The following is a 19013-nucleotide window of genomic DNA, read 5'->3' as shown; positions in this document are numbered from 1 at the left end:
CGTCACCAAGGGAGGAGACACCATGAACCGCATCCTGACCGCCGGCCTTCTGGCCGCCGGCGCCGCAGCGCTGCCCGGGCTGGCGCTGGCCGCGGGCCCGTCCTGGGCGGGGCGGACAATGCGGTATCGGCCTGCGGGGTCGGCGCGCTGAAGGCGGGGCAGGGCTTCGTTTCGCTCGGCACGTCCGGCGTGCTTCTGGCGGCGCGCGACGATTTCGGGGCCGATCCGGGCAGCGCGGTGCACAGCTTCTGCCATGCCGTGCCGGGCCGCTGGTACCAGATGGGCGTGATCCTCGCCGCCACCGACAGCCTCAACTGGCTGTCGCGGATCACCGGCAAGGGACCGGGCGAGCTGCTCGGCGGGCTCGGCGCGCTCGATGTGCCCGGCAAGGTCCGCTTCGCGCCCTATCTTTCCGGCGAGCGCACGCCGCACAATGACAGCCGGGTCCGCGGCGGCTTCACCGGGCTCGATATCGCCGATGGTCCGGAGGACCTCGCCCGCGCGGTGATCGAAGGCGTCAGCTTCGCGCTCCGCGACTGCCAGCAGGCGCTGATGGCGACCGGAACCGCCTTGGATCAATGCCTGGCGATCGGCGGCGGCACCCGTTCGCGCTATTGGGTGGAACTGCTGGCCACGGTGCTGGACCAGCCGCTCGACCTGCCGGCCAAGGGCGAGTTCGGCGCGGCGCTCGGCGCGGCGCGGCTTGCCATCTGCGGCGTCACCGGCGCTGATCCGGATGCGGTGATGACCCGGCCGGAAATCGGCGAGACCGTGCTGCCGCGCGCCGACCTGATCCCCGCCCATGATGACGCCTATGCCGCCTGGCGCGCGCTCTATCCCAGTTTGAAGGTACTGAAATGACCAAGGATTTCTTCGCCGGGCTGGAGCCCGTCCGCTACGAGGGACCCGGAACCGCGAACCCGCTGGCCTTCCGCCACTACAATCCCGACGAGATCGTCCTGGGCAAGCGGATGGAGGACCACCTGCGCTTTGCCGTCGCCTATTGGCACAGCCTGGCCTATGAGGGCGGCGATCCGTTCGGCGGCGCCACCTTCCTCAGGCCCTGGCAGGCAGGCGGCGACATGGCCCATGCCGAGGCCAAGGCGGAGGCGGCCTTCGAGATGTTCCGCCTGCTCGGCCAGCCCTATTTCTGCTTCCATGATGCCGATGTCCGGCCCGAGGGGGCGAGCCTTGCGGAGTCGGTGTCGAATCTCGAGCGGATCACCGACATCTTCGCCGCGAAGATGGAGGAGACCGGCACCAAGCTGCTCTGGGGCACGGCCAACATGTTCAGCCACCGCCGCTGGATGGCCGGGGCTTCGACCAACCCGGACCCGGAGGTTTTCGCCTATGCCGCCGCGACGGTGAAGGCGGCGATGGACGCGACCCACCGGCTGGGCGGGGAGAACTACGTGCTCTGGGGCGGGCGCGAGGGCTATGAGACGCTCTTGAACACGGATATCGGTCAGGAACTTGACCATATGGGCGCCTTTTTGACCAAAGTGGTCGAATACAAACACAAGATCGGTTTCAAGGGCACGATCCTGGTGGAGCCGAAGCCGCAGGAGCCGTCGAAGCACCAGTATGATTTCGACGCCGCGACCTGCATCGGCTTCCTGCGGAAATACGGGCTGGAGAACGAGGTGAAGCTGAACCTCGAGCAGGGCCATGCGATCCTCGCCGGGCACAGTTTCGAGCACGAGCTGGCGGTGGCGGCGGCCGACGGAATGCTCGGCTCGATCGACATGAACCGCAACGACTACCAGTCGGGCTGGGACACCGACCAGTTCCCCAACAACGTGCCGGAAGTCGCGCTGGCCTATTACATCATCCTCAAGGCGGGCGGCCTCGGCACCGGCGGGACGAATTTCGACGCCCGCATCCGGCGCCAGTCGCTCGATCCGCAGGACCTGATCGCGGCGCATGTCGGTGGCATGGATGTCTGCGCGCGCGGGCTGAAGGCGGCGGCGGCGATGCTGGAAGACGGCGGGCTCGAGGCCGAGCTGGCGACGCGCTATGGCGGCTGGCAGGAACCCGGCGCAGAGGCGATGCTGGCGCAGCCGCTGGAGGAGATCGCCGCGGCGGCACTGGCCCGCGGCTGCGATCCGCAACCGAAATCGGGCCGGCAGGAGATCCTGGAGAATTGGGTGAACCGCTTCGTCTGACATCGGGGCGCTGGCTCCGGGAGGCCCCGGGTCAGGCCCGGGGCGCCGCGGTCCTGGCGGCGCTGCTCCTCGCCCTGCCTGCCGGGGCAGGGGAGTTCCCGGGGTTCGATCCGGCGGAGGCCGCGCTGGGGCAGCTGCTGTTCTATGACCCGGTCCTGTCCGGCAACCGCGAGGTGGCCTGCGCCACCTGCCACCATCCGCGCTTCGGCACCTCGGACGGGGTGAGCCTCGGGCTGGGCGATGGCGGCGCGGGGCTGGGGCCGGAGCGGCATCCGGACCCCGAGAACCTGCCCGAGCAGCGCGTGCCGCGGAATGCCACCGCGCTGTTCAATCTGGGCTACCCCGAATTCCGGGTGATGTTCCATGACGGGCGGCTGGAGGCGGACCCGGCGCAGCCCGGCGGAATCCGCACGCCGCTGGGCGCGGAGATGGTCGCGGGCTTCGACGGCGTTCTTGCGGCGCAGACCATGTTCCCGGTGCTCAGCCCCGACGAGATGGCCGGGCATTACGGCGAGAACGAGGTCTCGACCGCGGTGCGCCAGGGGCTGCTGACCGGCCCGGACGGCGCCTGGGCGCGGATCACCGCGCGGGTCGCGGGGATCCCGGACTACCGCAGCCGGTTTGCCGAGATCGGCGCCGATCCGCCGCGCTTCACCGATATCGCCAATGCGCTCGGCGCTTTCATCGCGGTCGAATGGCGGGCCGATGACAGCCCCTATGACCGTTTCCTCGCGGGCGCGCCGCTTCCGCCCGAAGCCGAGGCGGGGCGGCAGCTGTTCGAGGGGCGCGCGGGCTGCAGCGCTTGCCATTCCGGGCGGTTCCAGACCGATCACGGCTTCCATGCCATCGCCATGCCGCAGATCGGGCCGGGCAAGGCGGCGCGGTTCGAGCGCGGCATCGGCCGGCAGCGACCGGCATGGCGCCGACAGCGCAAGACCGCCATCTGCGACCGTCACCGCACGTTTCCCGAAGGCTGCGCCGTCCGGCAGGAGCTGCCGAAGCGCAGTCCCGCAAGGTCGATCCGGGGCCCTGCCGCCGACTCCGGGTTGCGGCGCCCCGGGACGGTCAGAAGCAGAGGATCTCCGCCTCGGCCTGCGCGCGGCGCAGGTCGGCCACCAGCGCTTCGGCAGAGGGCGAGGAGCGGAAGATCGCCATCCGCTCGCCGCCGACCTGGCGCAGCGACAGCACTGTCTCGGCCTCGACGTATTTCTCGTAGGGCAGCACCGCGGCGATCTGGTCGACCGAACAGGAACAGCGCTCCAGCACGTCGCGCCCCTGCCCGTTCACCGCCATGCAGCCGAAGACGTAATCGGCCCGCGCCGAAGTCGGATAATCGTTGAACCGCTCGTCGATCCCCTGGGCGGCCGCCGCGCTCCCGGCCAGCAGGCCCGCCGCGAGCAGCAGCCTCATTGCCCGGCCTCCCGTCCGTCGAAGACGATTTCCGAGCTGTAGAGCACCCCGCCCTTGCCGTCCGGCGCCACGGCCGAGAGGCTGCGGTACCAGCCGGGCACCGCCTCGCTCATCACCGCGCGGATTTCCAGCGCGCCGAAGCCGCCCATCTTGGCGGCATTCGGATCGCCCTCGAAGGGACGGAACACCACCTCCTGCGCCGCCGCGCCGTCCAGTTCGAGCTGTTCGACGCTTGCCGGACGGGTCAGCGCGTCCTTCATGCGGTTGCGGATGTAGAACTGGCTGCCGCCGGTGAGCCGCGCCATGTCGCGGGTGACCGTCTCCATGTGGTACATCGCCAGCGGGTTGCCGACGCTTGCCGGAAAGGCGCCGACCACATGGGTGCTCTGCTGGTCGGGACCGAAGCCCAGCCGCACCTCGTCCTCCGCCTCCTCCGCGAAGGCAAGGCGCAGCGCGCCGCTGCTGCGCGCCGCGAATTCCGCATCCGCGGGCAGCTCGACCTTGCGGCTGTAGGTCAGCACCCTGTCATGGGCGACGGCATCCAGCGTGCCCTCGCGGAACATCAGCGCATAGGGCGCGGCGGTCTCGGCGGCGGCTGCCGCGAAGGGCGCGCCCAGCGCCAGCGCAGCGGCCAGTGCCGCAGCCTTCAGGCCAGTTTTCATCGGTTCCTCCCTCAAGTCAGCCGCGATGCGCCTCAGGAGGCGGTCATCGCGGAAAAGACGTCGCGCCCGCGCATCGCGGCGGCGATGCGGCGGCGCAGCTTGTGCAGGTCCACGGGCTTCGTCAGCACCTCCGCCCCCATCGAGCGGGCTGTCCAGAGAAGCTCGGTCGAGCGGTCGGCGGTGACCATGATCGCCGGGATCGACGCCCCCGTCGCGCGGCGCACGGCAGAGATCGCGTCGACGCCCGTCGCCCCGTCATCCAGATGGTAATCCGCCAGGATCAGATCCGGCGGAATGCCGATATCGGCCGTGACCGCCAGCGCTTCCTCGGCCGAGCAGGTGCCGAAGACCGAGGCGCCCCAGCTTTCCAGAACCTGCACCGTGGCGAAGAGCAGGTCGGGATCGTTCTCGATCACCAGCACCAGCAGGTCGAGTTCCTCGCCCGGCAGGTCCGGGCAGGCCATCGGCGCTGGCTGCGTCTCGCGCGGGGCATCGATGCGCGGCAGGGCGATGGAGAAGACCGAGCCGACGCCCGGTGTCGAGCGTACCGACAGCCGGTGGCCGAGCAGGCGGCAAGTGCGGTCGACGATGGAAAGCCCCAGCCCCATGCCGGGCCCCGCCTTCGCCCCGCCCGCGCGAGTGAATTCCTCGAAAATCTTCTGTTGGTCCTCGGGGCTGATCCCCATGCCGGTGTCCCAAACCTCGAGCACGGTCTCGCCGCCGCGCTGGCGGCAGCCGAGCAGCACCCGGCCCTCGGCGGTGTACTGGATCGCGTTGACCACGAGGTTCTGGATCGAGCGCAACAGGTAGCGCTGGTCGCTCATCACCCAGGCGGAGCTGGGCACGACCGAGAGCTTCACCCGTTTCTGCGCGGCGAGCGGCAGCTGGTCCTCGACCACCGAAGACATCAGCGGGCCGAGACAGACCGGCGAGGCGTTCAGATCCGCGCCGGTGCTGTCGAGCCGCGAAATGTCGAGGATCGCCTGCAGCAGCGACTCCATCGAGGCGAAGGAGCCCTGCAGCCGCTCCACCATTCCGATCAGCTCGCTGTCGCGGGCCTTCTCGGCCAGCGAGGACAGAAGCAGCTTGGCGGCATTGGCGGGCTGCAGCAGGTCATGCGAGGCGGCCGCGAGGAACCGGGTCTTCGAGGTCACCGCCTCTTCGGCCAGCTCCTTGGCATGCTTCAGCTCTTCCTTCACCTTGGCCTGGTGCTCGTGCTGCTCCAGCAGCGCCTGATGCGCGGCGGTCAGCTCGGCGGTGCGTTCCTCGACGCGGCGCTCCAGCAGCTCGGTCGCCTGCACCTCCAGCGTGATGTCGGCAATGTCGGCGAGGAAGCCGCGGTCGGGCAGCTGGTGGACATGCAGGCCCAGCACCCGCCCCGAGGGATGGCGCAGCCGCTTGCGGATGCGCCCCTCGTCGCGCAGCACCTGCCGCCAATTGGAGAAATCCAGCAGGTCCTCGACATGGATGTCGTAGCTGGTGCGGATGAAATCGAGGATCTCGGCAAAGCAGGTCCCCGACTGCACCAGCCGCACCGGCAGGCCGAGGAGGTCGCGGAACCGGTCGTTGTGGATCAGCAGCGCCCCCTCGCGGGAGAAGGTGCCGAGCCCCGAGGACATGTGATCGAAGGCCGCCTGCATGTAATGGGCGTGCATGTCGATCAGGTGGTCCTTCTCGCGCCGCGCTCGCCGCACGATGTCGGAGATGTCGGTCTGCAGGATGATCTGGTTGTCGCTCGAGGTGCGCTGCAGCGAGAACTGGTACCAGCGGTCGCCGATCAGCCCGACGACGAAGGTGTTGACGGTCTGGCCGCGCGGCATGTCGCGGGCCCGCGCCAGCGCCTCGCGGGTGCGGCCGTCATGGTTCAGCACATGGCCCGAGCCGCGCAGCGCGTCGAAATACTCGGCCACGGTCAGCCCGGCGCGGATGCGGTGGGACACGTCGGGCAGCAGCGTCTCGAACAGGTCGTTGCAGATGTCGAGCTGCCCGTCGGTGAAGAGCGCGAAGCCCCCCTCCATCACCGACAGCGCCTCGGTCAGGGTCTTGCGGCTCTTCTCGCGGTCGAAGCGCAGCTGCTCGAGCTCGGTCGAGGCGCGTTCCAGGTCGCGGGTCTTGGCCCAGACCTGTTCCTGCAGCGTCACCGCGGACTGGAAGGCGGCATAGGCCGACTGTCCGACCGTGTGCTGCCGCTCGGTCCGGCGCAGCAGCGCGTCGATGATGCGCGCCTGCTTTTCCACCTGCAGCTCGGGCGGGTCCTGGGGATTGATCAGAGAAGGGTGGTCCATGACGGTCCGAAAAAGGCGACGCCGACGAAGGTCTGGTTCACGTGGACGCCGCAATGCTGTTCGCCATAGGTGTTGAAGCCGATGACACGATGTTCCTTGAGCAGCCGCGAGGCCGCGCCGGTGAGGGATTTCTGGCCGAGCTCCAGCTTGCGCAGGTAGCAGTCGAAGCCAAGGATGAAATCGGGCCGCCTGCCCCTGGTGTCGGCGACATCGAGCCCGGCGCGCAGCTTGGCGATCAGGTCCTGCCCCTCGCCCAGCGTCAGCAGGATGCCGTCCTCGATCGCCGACAGGAACGACAGCGACCCGTCGGGCAGCGCCTGCTGGATGCCGCGCACGTGGTACATGGCGTTGTTGCGCACCAGCACCGGGTTCTCGGCGAAGACCTTGGGGGTCAGCTCGTCCACAGACAGGCCGAGCTGCCGGGCATATTCCTCGGCGGCGGGCGCGCCGTTCAGCTCCTCGACGATCCGCTCTTCGGGGATGGCGCGGGTGACGACCATGTGCTGGTCGGAGGGCAGGAAATGGTCGAAGCCGAGCCCCGCGAATTCCATGTCGGTCTCGATCAAGAGCACGACGGCGGCATCGGTCAGGAACCGCCCGCCATGCAGCACGAAGGTTTCCGAGAACTCGTGGTCATCGGCTGCCGAGCCGCCGAAGCAGGGCAGATCCTCGAGCGTGGTGACCATGGTGGCGACCAGCATGTCCTCCTGCTTCGACAGCCCGTCGGCAAAGGTCAGAGCCAGCCGGTTCCAGTTGGCGGTGCGCGGAAAGCGCGAGGCCAGGCGGCGCAGGTCGCGGGAAATCCGGCTGATCGCCAGCGGCTTCAAGGGCGAGATCAGCAGGGACGCGCAGCGGAAATGCGCCTTCGGGAAGGCGATGGCCAGGAGCGCGGCGGTCTCGTAGCCCTCGGGCGTGATCTGCCCCGCGGAGGTGCAGCCGAAGACCGGCAGACCGGCAAAGGCGCCGTTCAGCGCCTCGGCCAGCGCGTCCCGGTCGAGCGCCGCCGGAGCGAAGACCAGAAGAAAGCAGATGTCGGTTCCGGCAAGCTGGCGCGCCAGATCGGCCACGGCCCGGCCGGGATCGGGGTCGCGCGACACGGCAACGGCAACGGGCGCGGCCCCCCGGGGCCGCGCGACGGGATCGGCGATCAGGTTGCCCATCGGCTATCCACGCGCCCTCAGCGTCTCCCCGGTCTCGTCCTCGAGGCTGACGCTTTCCATCATCACCGCCGCCTGGGTGCGGTTCTGCACCCCGAGACGGCGCAAGAGCGCGGTGACATGCGCCTTCACCGTGGCCTCGGCCAGCGACAGTTCATAGGCGATCTGCTTGTTGGCCTTGCCCGCGCAGATCAGCTTCATGATGCGCATCTGCTGCGGCGACAGCTCGGCGATCTTGCGGCTGATGTTCTCCAGATCCGTCGGCGGCGCGGCGCGGCGGCGGAAGGCGTTCTGGTACTCGACCGGCAGGTAGCGCCGACCCTGCTGGACCTCCGACAGCGCCGCCTCGATCTCGGGCAGCGGCAGGTCCTTCGGCACGAAGCCCGCGGCACCCATGTCCATCAGCGACTGCACCACGTCGGCCGAGGTCTGGGCCGAGATGATCAGCACCGGCGTTTCCGGCAGCCGCTCGCGCAGCCGGATCAGCCCCGACAGGCCCGAGACATCCGGCAGCCGCAGGTCCAGCATCACCAGATCGGGCCCGGCGCCGGTCCCGGCCGCCTTCAGCCCGTCCTTCAGCGTCGTGGCGGTCTCCACCTTGCAGCCCTCGAAGACCTGCGTCAGCGCGGTGGTCAGCGCATAGGCATAGAGCGGATGGTCGTCGATAACGAGGACAGACCGCACGGGCCTGCCCTCCGAAATCAATCGGTCATGCTTCATGTTCAGTTCCTCCCTCCCCCGACCAAACAACAAAGAGGGGCATGACGCAACATTCTCCCGCGCCTGCCGCGATCAGGCCGGCAGGGCCCCGCTCTTCTTGGCAATGTGCGTGGCGATCGCGTCCATCAGCGGCGGCGAGAGGCAGTCATAGGGCTCGAGCCCCAGCTCCTTCAGCCGCGCGCGGATGCCGTCCATCTTCGACGGATCGACGCCCGACTCGATGATCGAGGAGACGAAGGCGGCGAATTCGGCCGGCGACCAGCCGGATTGCGGGCTGAGCTCGGTATGGACGAAATCGAGCCCGTGGAACGGATGCTCCTGGTTCTCGATGCGGCCGTACATGTGCACGCCGCAGCCCGTGCAGGCATAGCGCTGGATCGCCGCCGAGGGATCGACGATCGACAGCTTCTCGGCATGGGCGGAGACGCTGAGCTGGTCGCGCGGCACGACCGCGACCTGGCTGAAGATCGCGCCCGACGGCTTCCAGCACTTGGTGCAGCCGCAGACATGGTTGTGCGCGGTCTGGCCGGTCAGCGTGACCTCGACCTTGTCCGAGCCGCATTTGCAGGTGAGCGTGCCCCCGGAAAACCCCGGCTGGGCTGGTTTCACGCCGTTGTCGACCGCCGGGTGGATCTTCACCCCGCTGGTCGGCACGGCCGGTTTCGCGGACGCGGCGGCAGGCGCGTCATCGCCGCCCCCGAAGAGCTTCGACAAAAATCCCATTCTTTCCTCCCAATGCGGCTGTTGAATTTTTTTTTGGCCAGCCATCGGGAGGGAGTCTGCGGGCGGGGCGCGCCCCGATCAATTCAGTATTTAGTATCGGTAAGCCCGAACCACCGGATCAGGCGCCGCCCAGGAGCCCGAGCCAGGCCTTCAGGTCGGCATCGAGCCGCGCCCGCATCTCGGGCGGCAGCCCTTCGAGCATCCGGTGCTGGTTGGCGACATGCGCGCTCGCCACCCGGTCGATCAGGTCCAGGCCTTCCGGCGTCAGCGCCACCAGCGCGCCGCGCCCGTCCGCCGGATTGGGCCGCCGCTCGATCAGCCCGGCCGCCTCGAGCTTGTCGAGCCGGTTGGTCATCGTCCCCGACGTCACCATCGTCCAGTCGATCAGCGCCGAGGGGGTCAGCGCATGGGGCGGCCCCGCGCGGCGCAGCGTCGCCAGCACGTCGAACCCCGCCGCGGTCAGCCCGTTGGCCCTGAAGACCTGCGCGGTTTCCTCGGACAGCCGGTCATGCAGCCGCTTCAGCCGCCCCAGAAGCCCCATCGGCCCGACGTCGAGATCCGGGCGCTCGCGGCGCCATTGCTCCAGTATCCGGTCCACCTGATCCATGCCCGGCAGCTAGCCGGATTTTATCTTGACGTCAAGCTTTCGCGATTTTATCTCGACATCAAGATAAAAAGGAGCCTCCGATGGCACGCAATCTCGACATGCTTCTGGCCGCCTCCGCCCCGGCGGTCTGGGGGAGCACCTACATCGTCACCACCGAGCTGCTGCCGCCGGGCTACCCGCTGACCGACGCGGTGCTGCGGGCGCTGCCTGCCGGGCTGGTGCTGCTCGCGGCGACGCGGCAGCTGCCGGGCCGGGGCGGACAGCCTCGCGGGCGGCGCCGGAGATGACACGCTTGCGGGCGGCGCGGGCGATGACACCCTCTCGGGCGGCGCCGGGGCGGATGTTCTCGTCTTCGCGGAGGACGGCGGCGCCGACGAGATCCTCGGCTACGAGCCGGGCTTCGACCGGATCGACCTCTCCGGCAGCGCGGCGGGCAGCCTGGCGGAGGTCGAGATTGCCGCCTCGGGCGCCGACACGGTGATCCGCGTGCTCGCGACGCTCGACCAGATCACCCTGCGCGGCATCGGGACGGATGCCTTCGACGGATCCGATATCGGATTCTGACGGGCGATGCTGCAATGCAGAAAAAAAGAAGGCGGCGATCCCAGGGAGGAGGAGGGGATCGCCGCCGATTTCCGCGGTTCAGGGAGGAGGAGGAACCGCCGGAAACTGTAAACTCAAGACACTCGCTAGTTACTCTGTGTACTCGCAACGTCTGGTATGGAAGATAGAGAATGCGCTGCGATGCAGCAAGTCGTTTTCATGCAAAGCTGTTCTGACCCAGGCGCATGGCTGCGGGGAGAACCGTTGCCCCAAGGGAAGAAAGCGGCCGGTTTCCGCGATTTTGCGACATGTCTTGCGAGCTCCGGCAAGGACGGCGGCCTGTCCGGGTGCCGTGGCGGCGCTACATCGCGCGTCCCGGGCTGTCCGGATCCGCTTCCGGCATTGCCTTGGCGGCGAGGGCGATGAACTGGCGGTATTCCGATTCGTCGAGGCCGGGCAGGATTTCGCGCTGCAGCGCTTCGACGACAGGCAGGACGGCCGCCAGAACCGCCGCGCCGTCCGGCGTCAGGCTCAGCGTCTTGGCCCGGCGGTCGCGGCTGCTGGGACCCCGGGCCACCAGCCCCTTCTGCGCCAGCCGGTCTGCCACCGCCCCGATCGTCGCCTTGTCCTTGGCCACGGCCTCGGCCAGCCCGGCCTGGTCGATCCCGGGACGGTCCGCCAGCGCGTCGAGGGCGGCGAACTGCACCGGCGTCAGGTCGTATCCCGCCTGCTGCATCCGCTGGTGGAAGATATGGGTCGATATCTGGTGCAGCCGCCGGATCAGATGTCCGGGCATGTCTGCGCTTGCCCGCATGGTGCGTTCCTTCCTCGATGCCTGTCCCGGGATAGCGCAACCCTGCGCCGGTGGAAATGATAACCGGACTGCGGGCCTGCCGGGGCTGCAGGCCCCGCCGATCAAGATTCCGGCGGGCGGAGCTCGCGGTCGGCATGGCCCGCCAGCGCCTCGTCGATGCCGTTGTCGACGACCTCGTAGACCATGTGATGCAGGCCGGAACCGTCATCGGTGTCACCGATATACATGCCGGGGCGTTTGCGCACGGCTTCCAACCCCTTGAGAACCTTGATCGATTCCGCACCGTATTCGGAGGGGGTCTGCACGTCGTCTGCCATTCACGCGGGTCCTTCTCAATTCTGCCATCTTATACGAAGCGGGCGCGCAAATGTCACGCATCCGGGGCATTTTTTCCGGGGTCTCAGGTGAAGGGAATCACGCAGCCGACGAGGATCAGCAGGCCGCCGGCGATCCGGTTCATCCGCGCCAGCGCCGCGCCCGAGGCGAGGATCGCGCGCATCCGGTGGACGAAGCCCGCGAGGATCAGGTTGCCGACCAGCGGCACCGCCGCCGACAGGGCTGTGATCGCGGCGATGTCCCAGGGGGTGACGGCCGCCAGGTCGAAGAAGCCGGGCAGCACGCCCATGTAGAACAGGATGGCCTTCGGGTTGCCGAGGATCACCGCGATCCCGGCAGCGAAGCCCGCCCACATGCCCGGGCGCGTCAGCCGGCTGTCCTGGCCGATCCGGCGCCCGGCATGGCGGATCAGCCCGACGCCCATGATCCAGAAGATCGCCGCGGCGATCCATCGGAGCACGGCCATGAAATCGCCATAGGCCGAGACGATCCAGCTGACGCCGAGGATCGCGAGCAGCGGCCAGAGGATGTCGCCCACCACCACGCCGAGCGCCAGCGGCCAGGCCGAGGCGAAGCCGCCGGAGATTGCGCGCGCCAGAAGCGCCACCCAGACCGGGCCGGGCGTCATGAACAGGATGAAGAGCGCTCCGGCATAGAGCGCCAGGTCGGCGATGGAGACGGTCATGCGGGCAGGGTCAGCGAGCCGTCTTCGCCCAGGGGCCAGAACGGGTTCATCGCCAGTTCCCAGACATGGCCGTCCGGATCGGAATAATAGCCCGAGTAGCCGCCCCAGAACACCTTCCCGGGCGCCTTCAGCGGCGTGGCCCCGGCTTCGAGCGCCTGCGCCCAGGCGGCGTCGACCTCGGATTCGGTGGCGAAGTTCTGCGCCAGCGTCATTGCGCCCGTGCCCAGGTCCGCGCCGGGCCGGCCCTGGTCGGCGGCCAGCGCGGCGCGGCCGAACAGGCCGAGCGCCAGCCCGTTCATCTGGTAGAAGGCGACGCCTTCCTGCTCCTCTGCGGGCGTCCAGCCGAGCGCGGCATAGAATTCCTTGGCGCGGGCGAGGTCATCGACCCCGAGGGTGATCAGCGTCACGCGCTGCGGCGTCATGGCAAGGCCTCCACAAGGCTGGTCCCGTTCACGTCCTTCACCTCGAACCTCTGGGCGTCGATCTCGCCGGGCTCGAACAGCTCCGCGCCGGTGCCGGTCATCCAGGCCTGCGCGCCGAGGTGCTGCAATTCGGCATAAAGCGCCGCGCGGCGGTCCTTGTCCAGATGGGCGGAGACCTCGTCGAGCAGCAGCAGCGGCGGCGCGCCGGTATCCTCGGCCAGCGCGCGGGCATTGGCGAGGATCAGCGACAGCAGGAGCGCCTTCTGCTCGCCGGTGGAGCTCTGCGCGGCCGGCACGCCCTTGGCGGCATAGACGGCGCGCAGGTCGGCGCGGTGCGGTCCGCGTGGCTGCCCGAGCTGTCCGGGCCGGGCGGGCAGGCCCGCGAGCGGAGATCAGGCTCTCCGCCGCCACGCCCCGTGGCGCGGGCGCCGAAGACCGCGGACATGACCAGTGCCCGTCACGGGCAAGTGCGGCGTGGCGCCTCGGAACAACGGAAGCCGGCAACATGGCACGCCCGAGCATTGGCACCCCGAGACGTCCTTCGCCGTCGGGCCCCATGGCGCGACAGGCGGGCGAACCATAGGGAATTGGCGGTTCAGGCAACCGTGCCGGAGATAGCTGCCCCGGGGACATTGACGCCAGGACAGGCAAACCGGGGCCGCCCCACCCGCCGCGCCGGAGTTCCCGGGACCATCCGATGGCCGCCTCCGGCCCCCGGAATGGACCGCGGAGACCGCCTGCCGCGAGAGCTGGCGGCAATCGGCCAGCAGCCGGACGCGCGTCGGCCTCCGCCCATTTTGACGCGCCCTGGCCGGGGGATCGCGGTCGGCGCAGGCCCGGAACATGAGGCGGATCGGCATGGGCTCCGGGGCGCTTCCCCTCAGACCGGACACGGCATTCCGGCCATCGCAGTTCGACTGAGGCCGGGACATGAAACCTGCAGACACAAGCCAGCTTGCCTCCGGCGCGGCGCGGTACGCTGCCCGGAAGGGCATGGCGCAGGATGGCCCGAGACGGCCGGACAGGGACATGGCCCTCGCCGCCACCCGCCATCCCCTTCCTCCGCCCGGGGAAGCTCCGCTGGGACCGGGCAGAGCCCACGGGAGGGCCTTCTTCGGACCAGGCGAAACGCGCACTGTGCTTGGCCGGGAAATGCGGAGGCCAGCCAGGTCCCTGCCCGGCCGCGCCTCGGGGCTGCCACGCGCCGGACCCCAGGCAATCGGACCGCGCCGCTGCCCGAACCAGATATGTTGCCGCCCGGCCACGGCCTTCCGGCCGCCATGCCCGGAACGGGCCGAGGCGAAGATGTCCCCGCCGGGGCGCCAGTCCCTTGGCGCTGTCCCCCTGCGGGCGGCACCAGCGGCGCTCGGCGGCCAGATCGGCGAAACCGGCATGCAGGTCGAGCTCCGCCATCGCCCGCGCCGCGGTGGAGATCGCGGTCGCCTCGGCCAGGCAGGCCTCGCGCAGGCTCGCGAAGATCCGCGCCTCGATCCCCAGCGCCTCGCCCCCGGCATTCAGGATGCGGCTTTCCAGCTCACTCAGCTCCGGCGTGGTGAAGCGCAGCGCGTTGGCGGTGGTCTGGCGGTGCTTGAAGAGGCCGGCCAGCGGTTCGGCCAGCATCTTCTGCGCATGGGTGGCGGGTGTCTCGATGAAATAGCCCAGCACGTTGTTGTGCTTGACCTTCAGCGCGTTGATTCCGGTGGCTTCGGCATATTTCCCTTGCAGGGCAGCGATATAGCCCCTGCCCTCGTCCCTCAGCCGGCGCGCCGCGTCGAGGTCGTCGTGGAAGCCCGGCGCGACGAAGCCGCCGTCGCGCGCCAGATGCGGCGGCTCGGCGACCAGAGCGGCCTCCAGTTCGGTCTGGACGCCGGCTTCGGTTTCCAGATCTCGGGCCAGCGCCGAGAGCGCCTCCGGCAGGTCGCCGCCCAGCTCCTGCGCCAGGGGCGCGACAGCGCGGCGCCGCGCAGCGCCAGGCGGCCCTCATTGGCCGGCTCCAGCAGCGGCAGCCCGGCCGCGGCGCTTTTCCCGGTCTCCAGCAGGGCATCGACATGGCGCTTCTCGATCAGGAATTCCTGGCGCCGGTTGATCAGGCTCAGCCCCTTCTGGATCGGCGCCATGGTCCGCCCCGACAGGATCACCGAGGCGATCATCGCGCCGGCGGTGATCTGTCCGGTCACGGTCAGGAAGGCGCCCGCCATGATCAGGCTCATCACCAGGAGCGTGCCGAAGCTGGTGGTGGCATCGAACAGCGCCGTCATCCGCCGCATCACGCTCATATGCGCCAGGCTGCTGCCGTATTTCGCGGCCTCGTAGCGGCGCCGCATGATCTGCTCGACCGACAGCGCCTTGATCGTGGGCAGGCCCTGGAACATCTCGACCATCGCGTTCATCCGGTGCGCGTCGGTGTCCTGGCGCCTTGCCCGGTCCGCCGCCAGCCCTTTTCCGGCCATCCAGGAGAAGCCCGCGAAAAGCCCGATCAGCACCAGCGGCACCAGAACCAGCGGCCCGGCAATCAGCGCGATCAGTCCCAGCGACAGCGGCACCAGCAGCAGTTCGGCCAGGCTCGACAGCCATTGCCCGCTGGTCATTTCGCGCATGCCCCGCACGGTATTGAGCAGCGCAAGGTTCTCGCCTGTCCGCTGCCCGCCGGCCAGCGCCATGTCGCCGCGCAGAAGCTCGTCCATGACATGGCAGCCGGCCTGGTGGGCAAAGCTGCTGCCGCGCAGGTTCAAGAGGACCGAACGCGACTGGCGCAGCATGTATTCCGCGACCAGGCAGACCGCGGCCACCGACAGCAGCACCGCCAGCGAGGCGGCGCTGCCATTCGGGATGAAGCGGTCATAGGTCTGCAGCACGGTCAGCGGCACCACCAGCTCCAGCAGGACGATGCAGCAGGTCGCGACCGCGATGACCCGGGCCGAGGCGCGCTTGGTGTGCTGGCGGATCATGGCCGCTCAGAACAGTCCGAACCCGCCGACCTTGCCCAGGAGGCTGCCGCCCGAATCCGGGCTGTCGCTGACGATCACCTGGTCGATTCCCGAGGTCAGGTCTCCGGTGGAGAGCGGAATGTCGCCGCCATCGAGCCCGTCGGCCAGGCTGCCCGATCCGTCGGCGAGAAGGTTGCCGGACAGCAGCCCGGAGTCTGTTCCGAGCAGATCAAGTTCTGAGCCGTTGGCGTCCGAGAGCAGATCCGCGTCCAGCCCCAGCCCGTCCGCGCTCAGCGACAGGTCGATGTCGCCGGCCAGGCTTTCGACCGGGTCGAGCGGGATCTCGAGGTCGAGCCCGCCGAGCTCGAGGGCGATGTCCTCGTCCGCCGGATCGGCCGCGGGCGCGTCGCCGCCGCCGAGCGACAGGTCGATGTCGCCGGCCAGGCTCTCGGCGGGATCGAGCGGGATCTCGAGGTCGAGCCCGCCGAGCTCGAGGGCGATGTCCTCGTCCGCCGGATCGGCCGCGGGCGCGTCGCCGCCGCCGAGCGACAGGTCGATGTCGCCGATTGCTTCGTCGATCAGGTCGAGCGGGAGTTCCAGATCGACGGGATCAGCCTCCGGTTCTTCCGGCTCCGGCCCGTCAATGATGGGGCCGCCGGGGCCTGTGTCCCCGGTGGTGCCGGGCACGGAAGGGTCGTCCGGAGCCGGACCCGGCGACGGAAAATCATCGGCAGGCACATCCCCGCTGTCATCCGGGAGGCGGTCCTCTGCCGTCGGCGGGTCTTCCTGGACGGACGGCGTCACGGGGATGGCCGTCCCGCTGCCGGAATCGGCCGGGCCGGGGCCGTCGGCACGCGGTCCGCTGGCACCGGGCGCAGAGGCGGCCGGGCCGCGCGCCAGCGCGTAGCGCGTGCCGCCCGCGCGGCCGAGGAACCAGCCCAGCCCGTAATCGAGCCCCGACCAGGGCGAGCGTGTGCGCGGCCGGAAGCTGTCCTCGATCCAGTCCCGCGCGATCACCCGGCTGCCGCCGTAGCTGCCGTCCTGGCGGATCATTTCGGCAAAGCGCAGCAGTCCGCCGGGCGTCGTCGCCATGTCGTTGCCGCCCAGGTAGTAGCCCTGCGGATCGGCCACCCAGGGAGCGAAGGGCATGTCGAGCGGCGCGCCGAGGCGGCTGCGCGCGAGCTGCAGCAGGCTCTGCCCGGTGGTTTCGGCGAGGAGCGCGCCCAGCACGTGGTAGCTGCCGGTGGAATAGAGCATCCGCGTGCCCGGCTCGGCCTCGAAGGGGCGCGACAGCGCGTCGGCTACCCAGTTCCGCGACGAGACCCAGGCGCCGTAATTCGCGCCGGACGTGCGTTCCAGCCCGGCCTGCATGGTGATCAGGTTCTCGACGGTCAGCCGCGCGACCCGCGGATCGGCCCCCGCAGGCACGAGCCGCGGCGCGAGATCGCCGATCGTGGCGCCGAGGCCGGGGATCTCGCCGCGCGCGGCTGCTGGCCGAGGCACGCCGCGGCGGCATCGGCGGCGACGCGCTGGCCCAGCGGCTGGAGGCAATGCGCTGGCTGCAGCGGGTCAGCTACCACTTGTGGCGGATCGGCCATCACATGGTGCTGATCCGAGAGGGCCGCGCGCCGGTCAGTCCGCGCCGCGAGGCGGCGGTCGACGTGCTGGAAGACTGAGTGGAAAGCCGGGGAACATGCTTGATATATCCGGGTTTTCCATGGCAATCGTGACGGCTCACCCGCAGGCAAGCCGGGTGCCGGAATTGAAGGGTGGACTTTGATCATGAGCGGAACTGACAGGCGCGTTCTCTGCGCGGCAGGGGCGGACTGGCCCGGCCTCGGCGGGGTCGATCCCGGCAAGGGCGCGGTTATCGAGGACGGCGAGGCTGCCGAGATGCCGTTCGCGCTCTTGGACACGTTCGACGGCCAGGTCGCGCTTGCAGGCGGGCTGCTGGTCTGGACCGACGCGGGCCTGGCGCTGCTCGGCGGCACCGAGATGCCGGAGCAGCCGCCTGCCGCGCCGGGGTTCCTCGCCGAAGTCTGGCGCGCGCCGCGGGAATGGCTGGGCAGCGCGCTTTCGGCCGCCCTGCCGCTGCACCTGATTTCGCACCAGCCGGAGGGGCGCCTGCACAGCCAGCTCGACCATGGCGCGGCAAGCCTGGCGGGCAAGCGCCTGGGCCGGGAACCCTGCCGCCTCAACCCGGAGGACGCGGCGGAACGCGGGATTTCCGAAGGCGACATGGTGCGGGTGTTCAACCATCGCGGCGCCTGCCTGAGCGTCGCCCGGCTCGGCCGCGACATCCGTCCGGGGGTGATCAGCCTGCCGACCGGCGCCTGGCACGATCCGGACCTGGAAGGCGATCCCACGCTCTGCCGGCACGGCAACCCGAACGTGCTGACCTCGGAGATCGCCCAGGGCTCGGCTGCGATGACCTGTCTCGTCGAGGCGGAGCGCTTCGGCGGGCCGGCGCCGGAGGTGAGGGCGCACAGGCCCCCGGAGATCGAGCCGCGGCAGGAGGCGCCGTACGGGGATGAATGACGGCGACGCCGTTCCGGCCGCGCGGCATGGGCTGCGGCAGCCGGAGCGGAGCCATCGGCGCCGGAAGGCGGGCCGCGCGCCCGCAGGGAAGGGAGGAGCCGGAATTGGCCGTATATTTTCTCGTGGACATCCGGGATGTTACCGATGGCGACAAGCTCGCCCTTTACAGGTCGGGGGTTCTCGCGACCGTCGAGGCCCATGGCGGACGCTATCTCGTGCTCGGCGGACCTGCCGAGACCGTCGAGGGCACTTGGACGTTCGGCACGCCGGTCCTTCTGGAATTCCTGTCAAGGATTGCCTTCGACGCTTGGTACTCCTCCGCGGACTACGAGCCGCTCCTCGAGCTGCGTCTTGGGTCGACCACAGGCGCTGCACTGCTCCTCGACGGATGCGAGCATCCGCCGCCGTCGCTCGTTTCCCCGGGATAGCCTGCGCGGACGCCGTCTTGAACGAGGCCCGGTGCCGCCAGTGCCCGGCAAGCTACCTGGCAATGCCGGGCAGCCTGCGTTGACAGGCTCACTGCCTGGCGAAGGGGCCGCCGCGGCAGCATTCGGGCAAGGCGGGGCAATCTGGCAGTGCCCATGTCTGCTTCAGCGCATACCCGCCATCGGCGGGCAGATCGCTGCCGGGGATGAATCCGGCCCCGTCGCTGACCAGGAACAACGCGGTTTCGGCGATCTTCGCCGTGGGTCCGATGCGTCCGATGCGTCCGATCGGGTGGCGCGGAGCGTGCTGCGCCTGCGCTTCCTTTTCGCTGCCGGCCCGCCGGATCAGGCGGGACGCCATCACCGCGCCCGGCGACAGGCTGACCGCGCGGATGCCGTCCACGGCGAGGTCGAGCGCCGACGTCCGGGTCAGCGAGATCAGTCCCGCCTTGGTCGCGGAATGGGCTGCGAAGCCGCGCGCCCTGGCATATACCAGCTGCAGGGCAATTTTCAGGGTCACTCCCTGCGTCTCGCGGAGATGCGGCAGCCCGAAACGGCCAGCAGGAAGGCGCCGGTCAGCGTCACGTCCAAGGT

At 69.6% G+C, this 19013-nt stretch carries 19 protein-coding genes and 7 pseudogenes; 9 read left to right on the top strand and 17 right to left on the bottom strand.

Going from position 1 to position 19013, the window contains the following annotated elements:
- The first annotated feature begins 22 nt into the window (after positions 1-22).
- The 4 genes and pseudogenes from C7T91_RS37730 to C7T91_RS03525 all read left to right on the top strand — a co-directional run.
- Positions 23-151 (top strand): hypothetical protein, encoded by a 129-nt coding sequence (locus C7T91_RS37730; RefSeq protein WP_269099727.1) that lies wholly within the window; start codon positions 23-25, stop codon positions 149-151.
- Positions 103-861 carry a xylulokinase gene (locus C7T91_RS03535; RefSeq protein ID WP_108258005.1) on the top strand — a complete coding sequence of 253 codons (759 nt, stop codon included), beginning with the start codon at positions 103-105 and terminating at the stop codon, positions 859-861. Before C7T91_RS37730 ends, C7T91_RS03535 begins: the two co-directional genes overlap by 49 nt.
- Positions 858-2165 carry a xylose isomerase gene (gene xylA, locus C7T91_RS03530; protein ID WP_108258004.1) on the top strand — a complete coding sequence of 436 codons (1308 nt, stop codon included), beginning with the start codon at positions 858-860 and terminating at the stop codon, positions 2163-2165. Before C7T91_RS03535 ends, xylA begins: the two co-directional genes overlap by 4 nt.
- Positions 2166-2218: 53 nt before the next feature.
- Positions 2219-3076, top strand: a pseudogene (locus tag C7T91_RS03525) (cytochrome-c peroxidase); the annotation flags it as partial.
- Between the two features lie 154 nt (positions 3077-3230).
- Here the strand turns inward: C7T91_RS03525 and C7T91_RS03520 are convergent.
- The 7 genes from C7T91_RS03520 to C7T91_RS03490 all read right to left on the bottom strand — a co-directional run bounded on the left by C7T91_RS03520 (position 3231) and on the right by C7T91_RS03490 (position 9729).
- On the bottom strand, positions 3231-3575 hold the full coding sequence (locus tag C7T91_RS03520; RefSeq protein ID WP_108258003.1) for a hypothetical protein: 345 nt from the start codon (positions 3573-3575) through the stop codon (positions 3231-3233).
- On the bottom strand, positions 3572-4237 hold the full coding sequence (locus tag C7T91_RS03515; RefSeq protein WP_108258002.1) for a hypothetical protein: 666 nt from the start codon (positions 4235-4237) through the stop codon (positions 3572-3574). Before C7T91_RS03515 ends, C7T91_RS03520 begins: the two co-directional genes overlap by 4 nt.
- A 32-nt stretch (positions 4238-4269) precedes the next feature.
- Positions 4270-6522: a hybrid sensor histidine kinase/response regulator gene (locus C7T91_RS03510; protein WP_236637952.1), complete on the bottom strand. Its 2253-nt coding sequence runs from the start codon at positions 6520-6522 to the stop codon at positions 4270-4272.
- Positions 6504-7682: an FIST N-terminal domain-containing protein gene (locus C7T91_RS03505; RefSeq protein ID WP_108258001.1), complete on the bottom strand. Its 1179-nt coding sequence runs from the start codon at positions 7680-7682 to the stop codon at positions 6504-6506. The genes C7T91_RS03510 and C7T91_RS03505 overlap by 19 nt, the downstream gene beginning before the upstream one ends.
- Positions 7683-7685: 3 nt before the next feature.
- Entirely contained in the window at positions 7686-8363 is a 678-nt protein-coding gene (locus C7T91_RS03500) for a response regulator (protein WP_236637951.1), read from the bottom strand.
- A gap of 108 nt (positions 8364-8471) precedes the next feature.
- On the bottom strand, positions 8472-9122 hold the full coding sequence (gfa, locus tag C7T91_RS03495) for an S-(hydroxymethyl)glutathione synthase (protein WP_108257999.1): 651 nt from the start codon (positions 9120-9122) through the stop codon (positions 8472-8474).
- 118 nt (positions 9123-9240) lie between these two features.
- Complete coding sequence (locus tag C7T91_RS03490) at positions 9241-9729, bottom strand: MarR family winged helix-turn-helix transcriptional regulator (RefSeq protein ID WP_108257998.1); 489 nt, start codon at positions 9727-9729, stop codon at positions 9241-9243.
- 80 nt (positions 9730-9809) lie between these two features.
- Here C7T91_RS03490 and C7T91_RS03485 point away from each other — a divergent pair.
- Both C7T91_RS03485 and C7T91_RS39040 read left to right on the top strand, forming a co-directional pair.
- Positions 9810-9983 (top strand): annotated as a pseudogene (locus tag C7T91_RS03485) (EamA family transporter); the annotation flags it as partial.
- A pseudogene (locus tag C7T91_RS39040) lies at positions 9937-10032 on the top strand (hypothetical protein); the annotation flags it as partial. The pseudogenes C7T91_RS03485 and C7T91_RS39040, both read left to right, overlap by 47 nt.
- An 83-nt stretch (positions 10033-10115) precedes the next feature.
- Here C7T91_RS39040 and C7T91_RS34615 read toward each other — a convergent pair.
- From C7T91_RS34615 to C7T91_RS34605, 9 genes and pseudogenes are all read right to left on the bottom strand, one after another.
- Complete coding sequence (locus C7T91_RS34615; protein ID WP_236637950.1) at positions 10116-10253, bottom strand: hypothetical protein; 138 nt, start codon at positions 10251-10253, stop codon at positions 10116-10118.
- 380 nt (positions 10254-10633) lie between these two features.
- Positions 10634-11086 carry a MarR family winged helix-turn-helix transcriptional regulator gene (locus tag C7T91_RS03475; RefSeq protein WP_108257997.1) on the bottom strand — a complete coding sequence of 151 codons (453 nt, stop codon included), beginning with the start codon at positions 11084-11086 and terminating at the stop codon, positions 10634-10636.
- A gap of 134 nt (positions 11087-11220) precedes the next feature.
- A pseudogene (locus C7T91_RS03470) lies at positions 11221-11403 on the bottom strand (ATP-binding protein); the annotation flags it as partial.
- Positions 11404-11486: 83 nt separating this feature from the next.
- The gene (locus C7T91_RS03465; protein ID WP_108257996.1) at positions 11487-12107 is read right to left on the bottom strand and encodes a LysE family translocator; all 621 of its coding nucleotides are present in this window, start codon (positions 12105-12107) and stop codon (positions 11487-11489) included.
- Positions 12104-12529 (bottom strand): VOC family protein, encoded by a 426-nt coding sequence (locus C7T91_RS03460; protein ID WP_108258485.1) that lies wholly within the window; start codon positions 12527-12529, stop codon positions 12104-12106. The genes C7T91_RS03465 and C7T91_RS03460 overlap by 4 nt, the downstream gene beginning before the upstream one ends.
- Positions 12526-12870: pseudogene (locus C7T91_RS03455) on the bottom strand (DNA replication/repair protein RecF); the annotation flags it as partial. The gene C7T91_RS03460 and the pseudogene C7T91_RS03455, both read right to left, overlap by 4 nt.
- Positions 12871-14098: 1228 nt before the next feature.
- Positions 14099-14263 (bottom strand): annotated as a pseudogene (locus C7T91_RS38310) (hypothetical protein); the annotation flags it as partial.
- 20 nt (positions 14264-14283) lie between these two features.
- On the bottom strand, positions 14284-15477 hold the full coding sequence (locus tag C7T91_RS34610) for an ABC transporter transmembrane domain-containing protein (RefSeq protein WP_108257995.1): 1194 nt from the start codon (positions 15475-15477) through the stop codon (positions 14284-14286).
- Positions 15478-16344: 867 nt separating this feature from the next.
- A pseudogene (locus tag C7T91_RS34605) lies at positions 16345-16947 on the bottom strand (serine hydrolase domain-containing protein); the annotation flags it as partial.
- A 59-nt stretch (positions 16948-17006) separates the two neighbouring features.
- Here C7T91_RS34605 and C7T91_RS37725 point away from each other — a divergent pair.
- From C7T91_RS37725 to C7T91_RS03430, 3 genes are all read left to right on the top strand, one after another.
- Complete coding sequence (locus tag C7T91_RS37725; RefSeq protein WP_269099714.1) at positions 17007-17132, top strand: hypothetical protein; 126 nt, start codon at positions 17007-17009, stop codon at positions 17130-17132.
- Positions 17133-17238: 106 nt separating this feature from the next.
- A complete protein-coding gene (locus tag C7T91_RS03435; RefSeq protein WP_145962763.1) occupies positions 17239-17994 on the top strand; it encodes a molybdopterin dinucleotide binding domain-containing protein in 756 nt (251 codons plus the stop codon).
- A 104-nt stretch (positions 17995-18098) separates the two neighbouring features.
- Positions 18099-18422 carry a DUF1330 domain-containing protein gene (locus tag C7T91_RS03430; protein WP_161555729.1) on the top strand — a complete coding sequence of 108 codons (324 nt, stop codon included), beginning with the start codon at positions 18099-18101 and terminating at the stop codon, positions 18420-18422.
- Between the two features lie 88 nt (positions 18423-18510).
- On the opposite strand, the gene C7T91_RS03425 is transcribed toward C7T91_RS03430, so the two are convergent.
- Positions 18511-18939 (bottom strand): SDR family NAD(P)-dependent oxidoreductase, encoded by a 429-nt coding sequence (locus tag C7T91_RS03425; RefSeq protein WP_161555728.1) that lies wholly within the window; start codon positions 18937-18939, stop codon positions 18511-18513.
- Positions 18940-19013: the final 74 nt, after the last annotated feature.

This window comes from Mangrovicoccus ximenensis (genome assembly GCF_003056725.1).
Taxonomy (GTDB): domain Bacteria; phylum Pseudomonadota; class Alphaproteobacteria; order Rhodobacterales; family Rhodobacteraceae; genus Mangrovicoccus; species Mangrovicoccus ximenensis.
The sequence above is the reverse complement of the archived record's forward strand: the minus strand, read 5'-3'. Positions and strand labels throughout refer to the sequence as shown.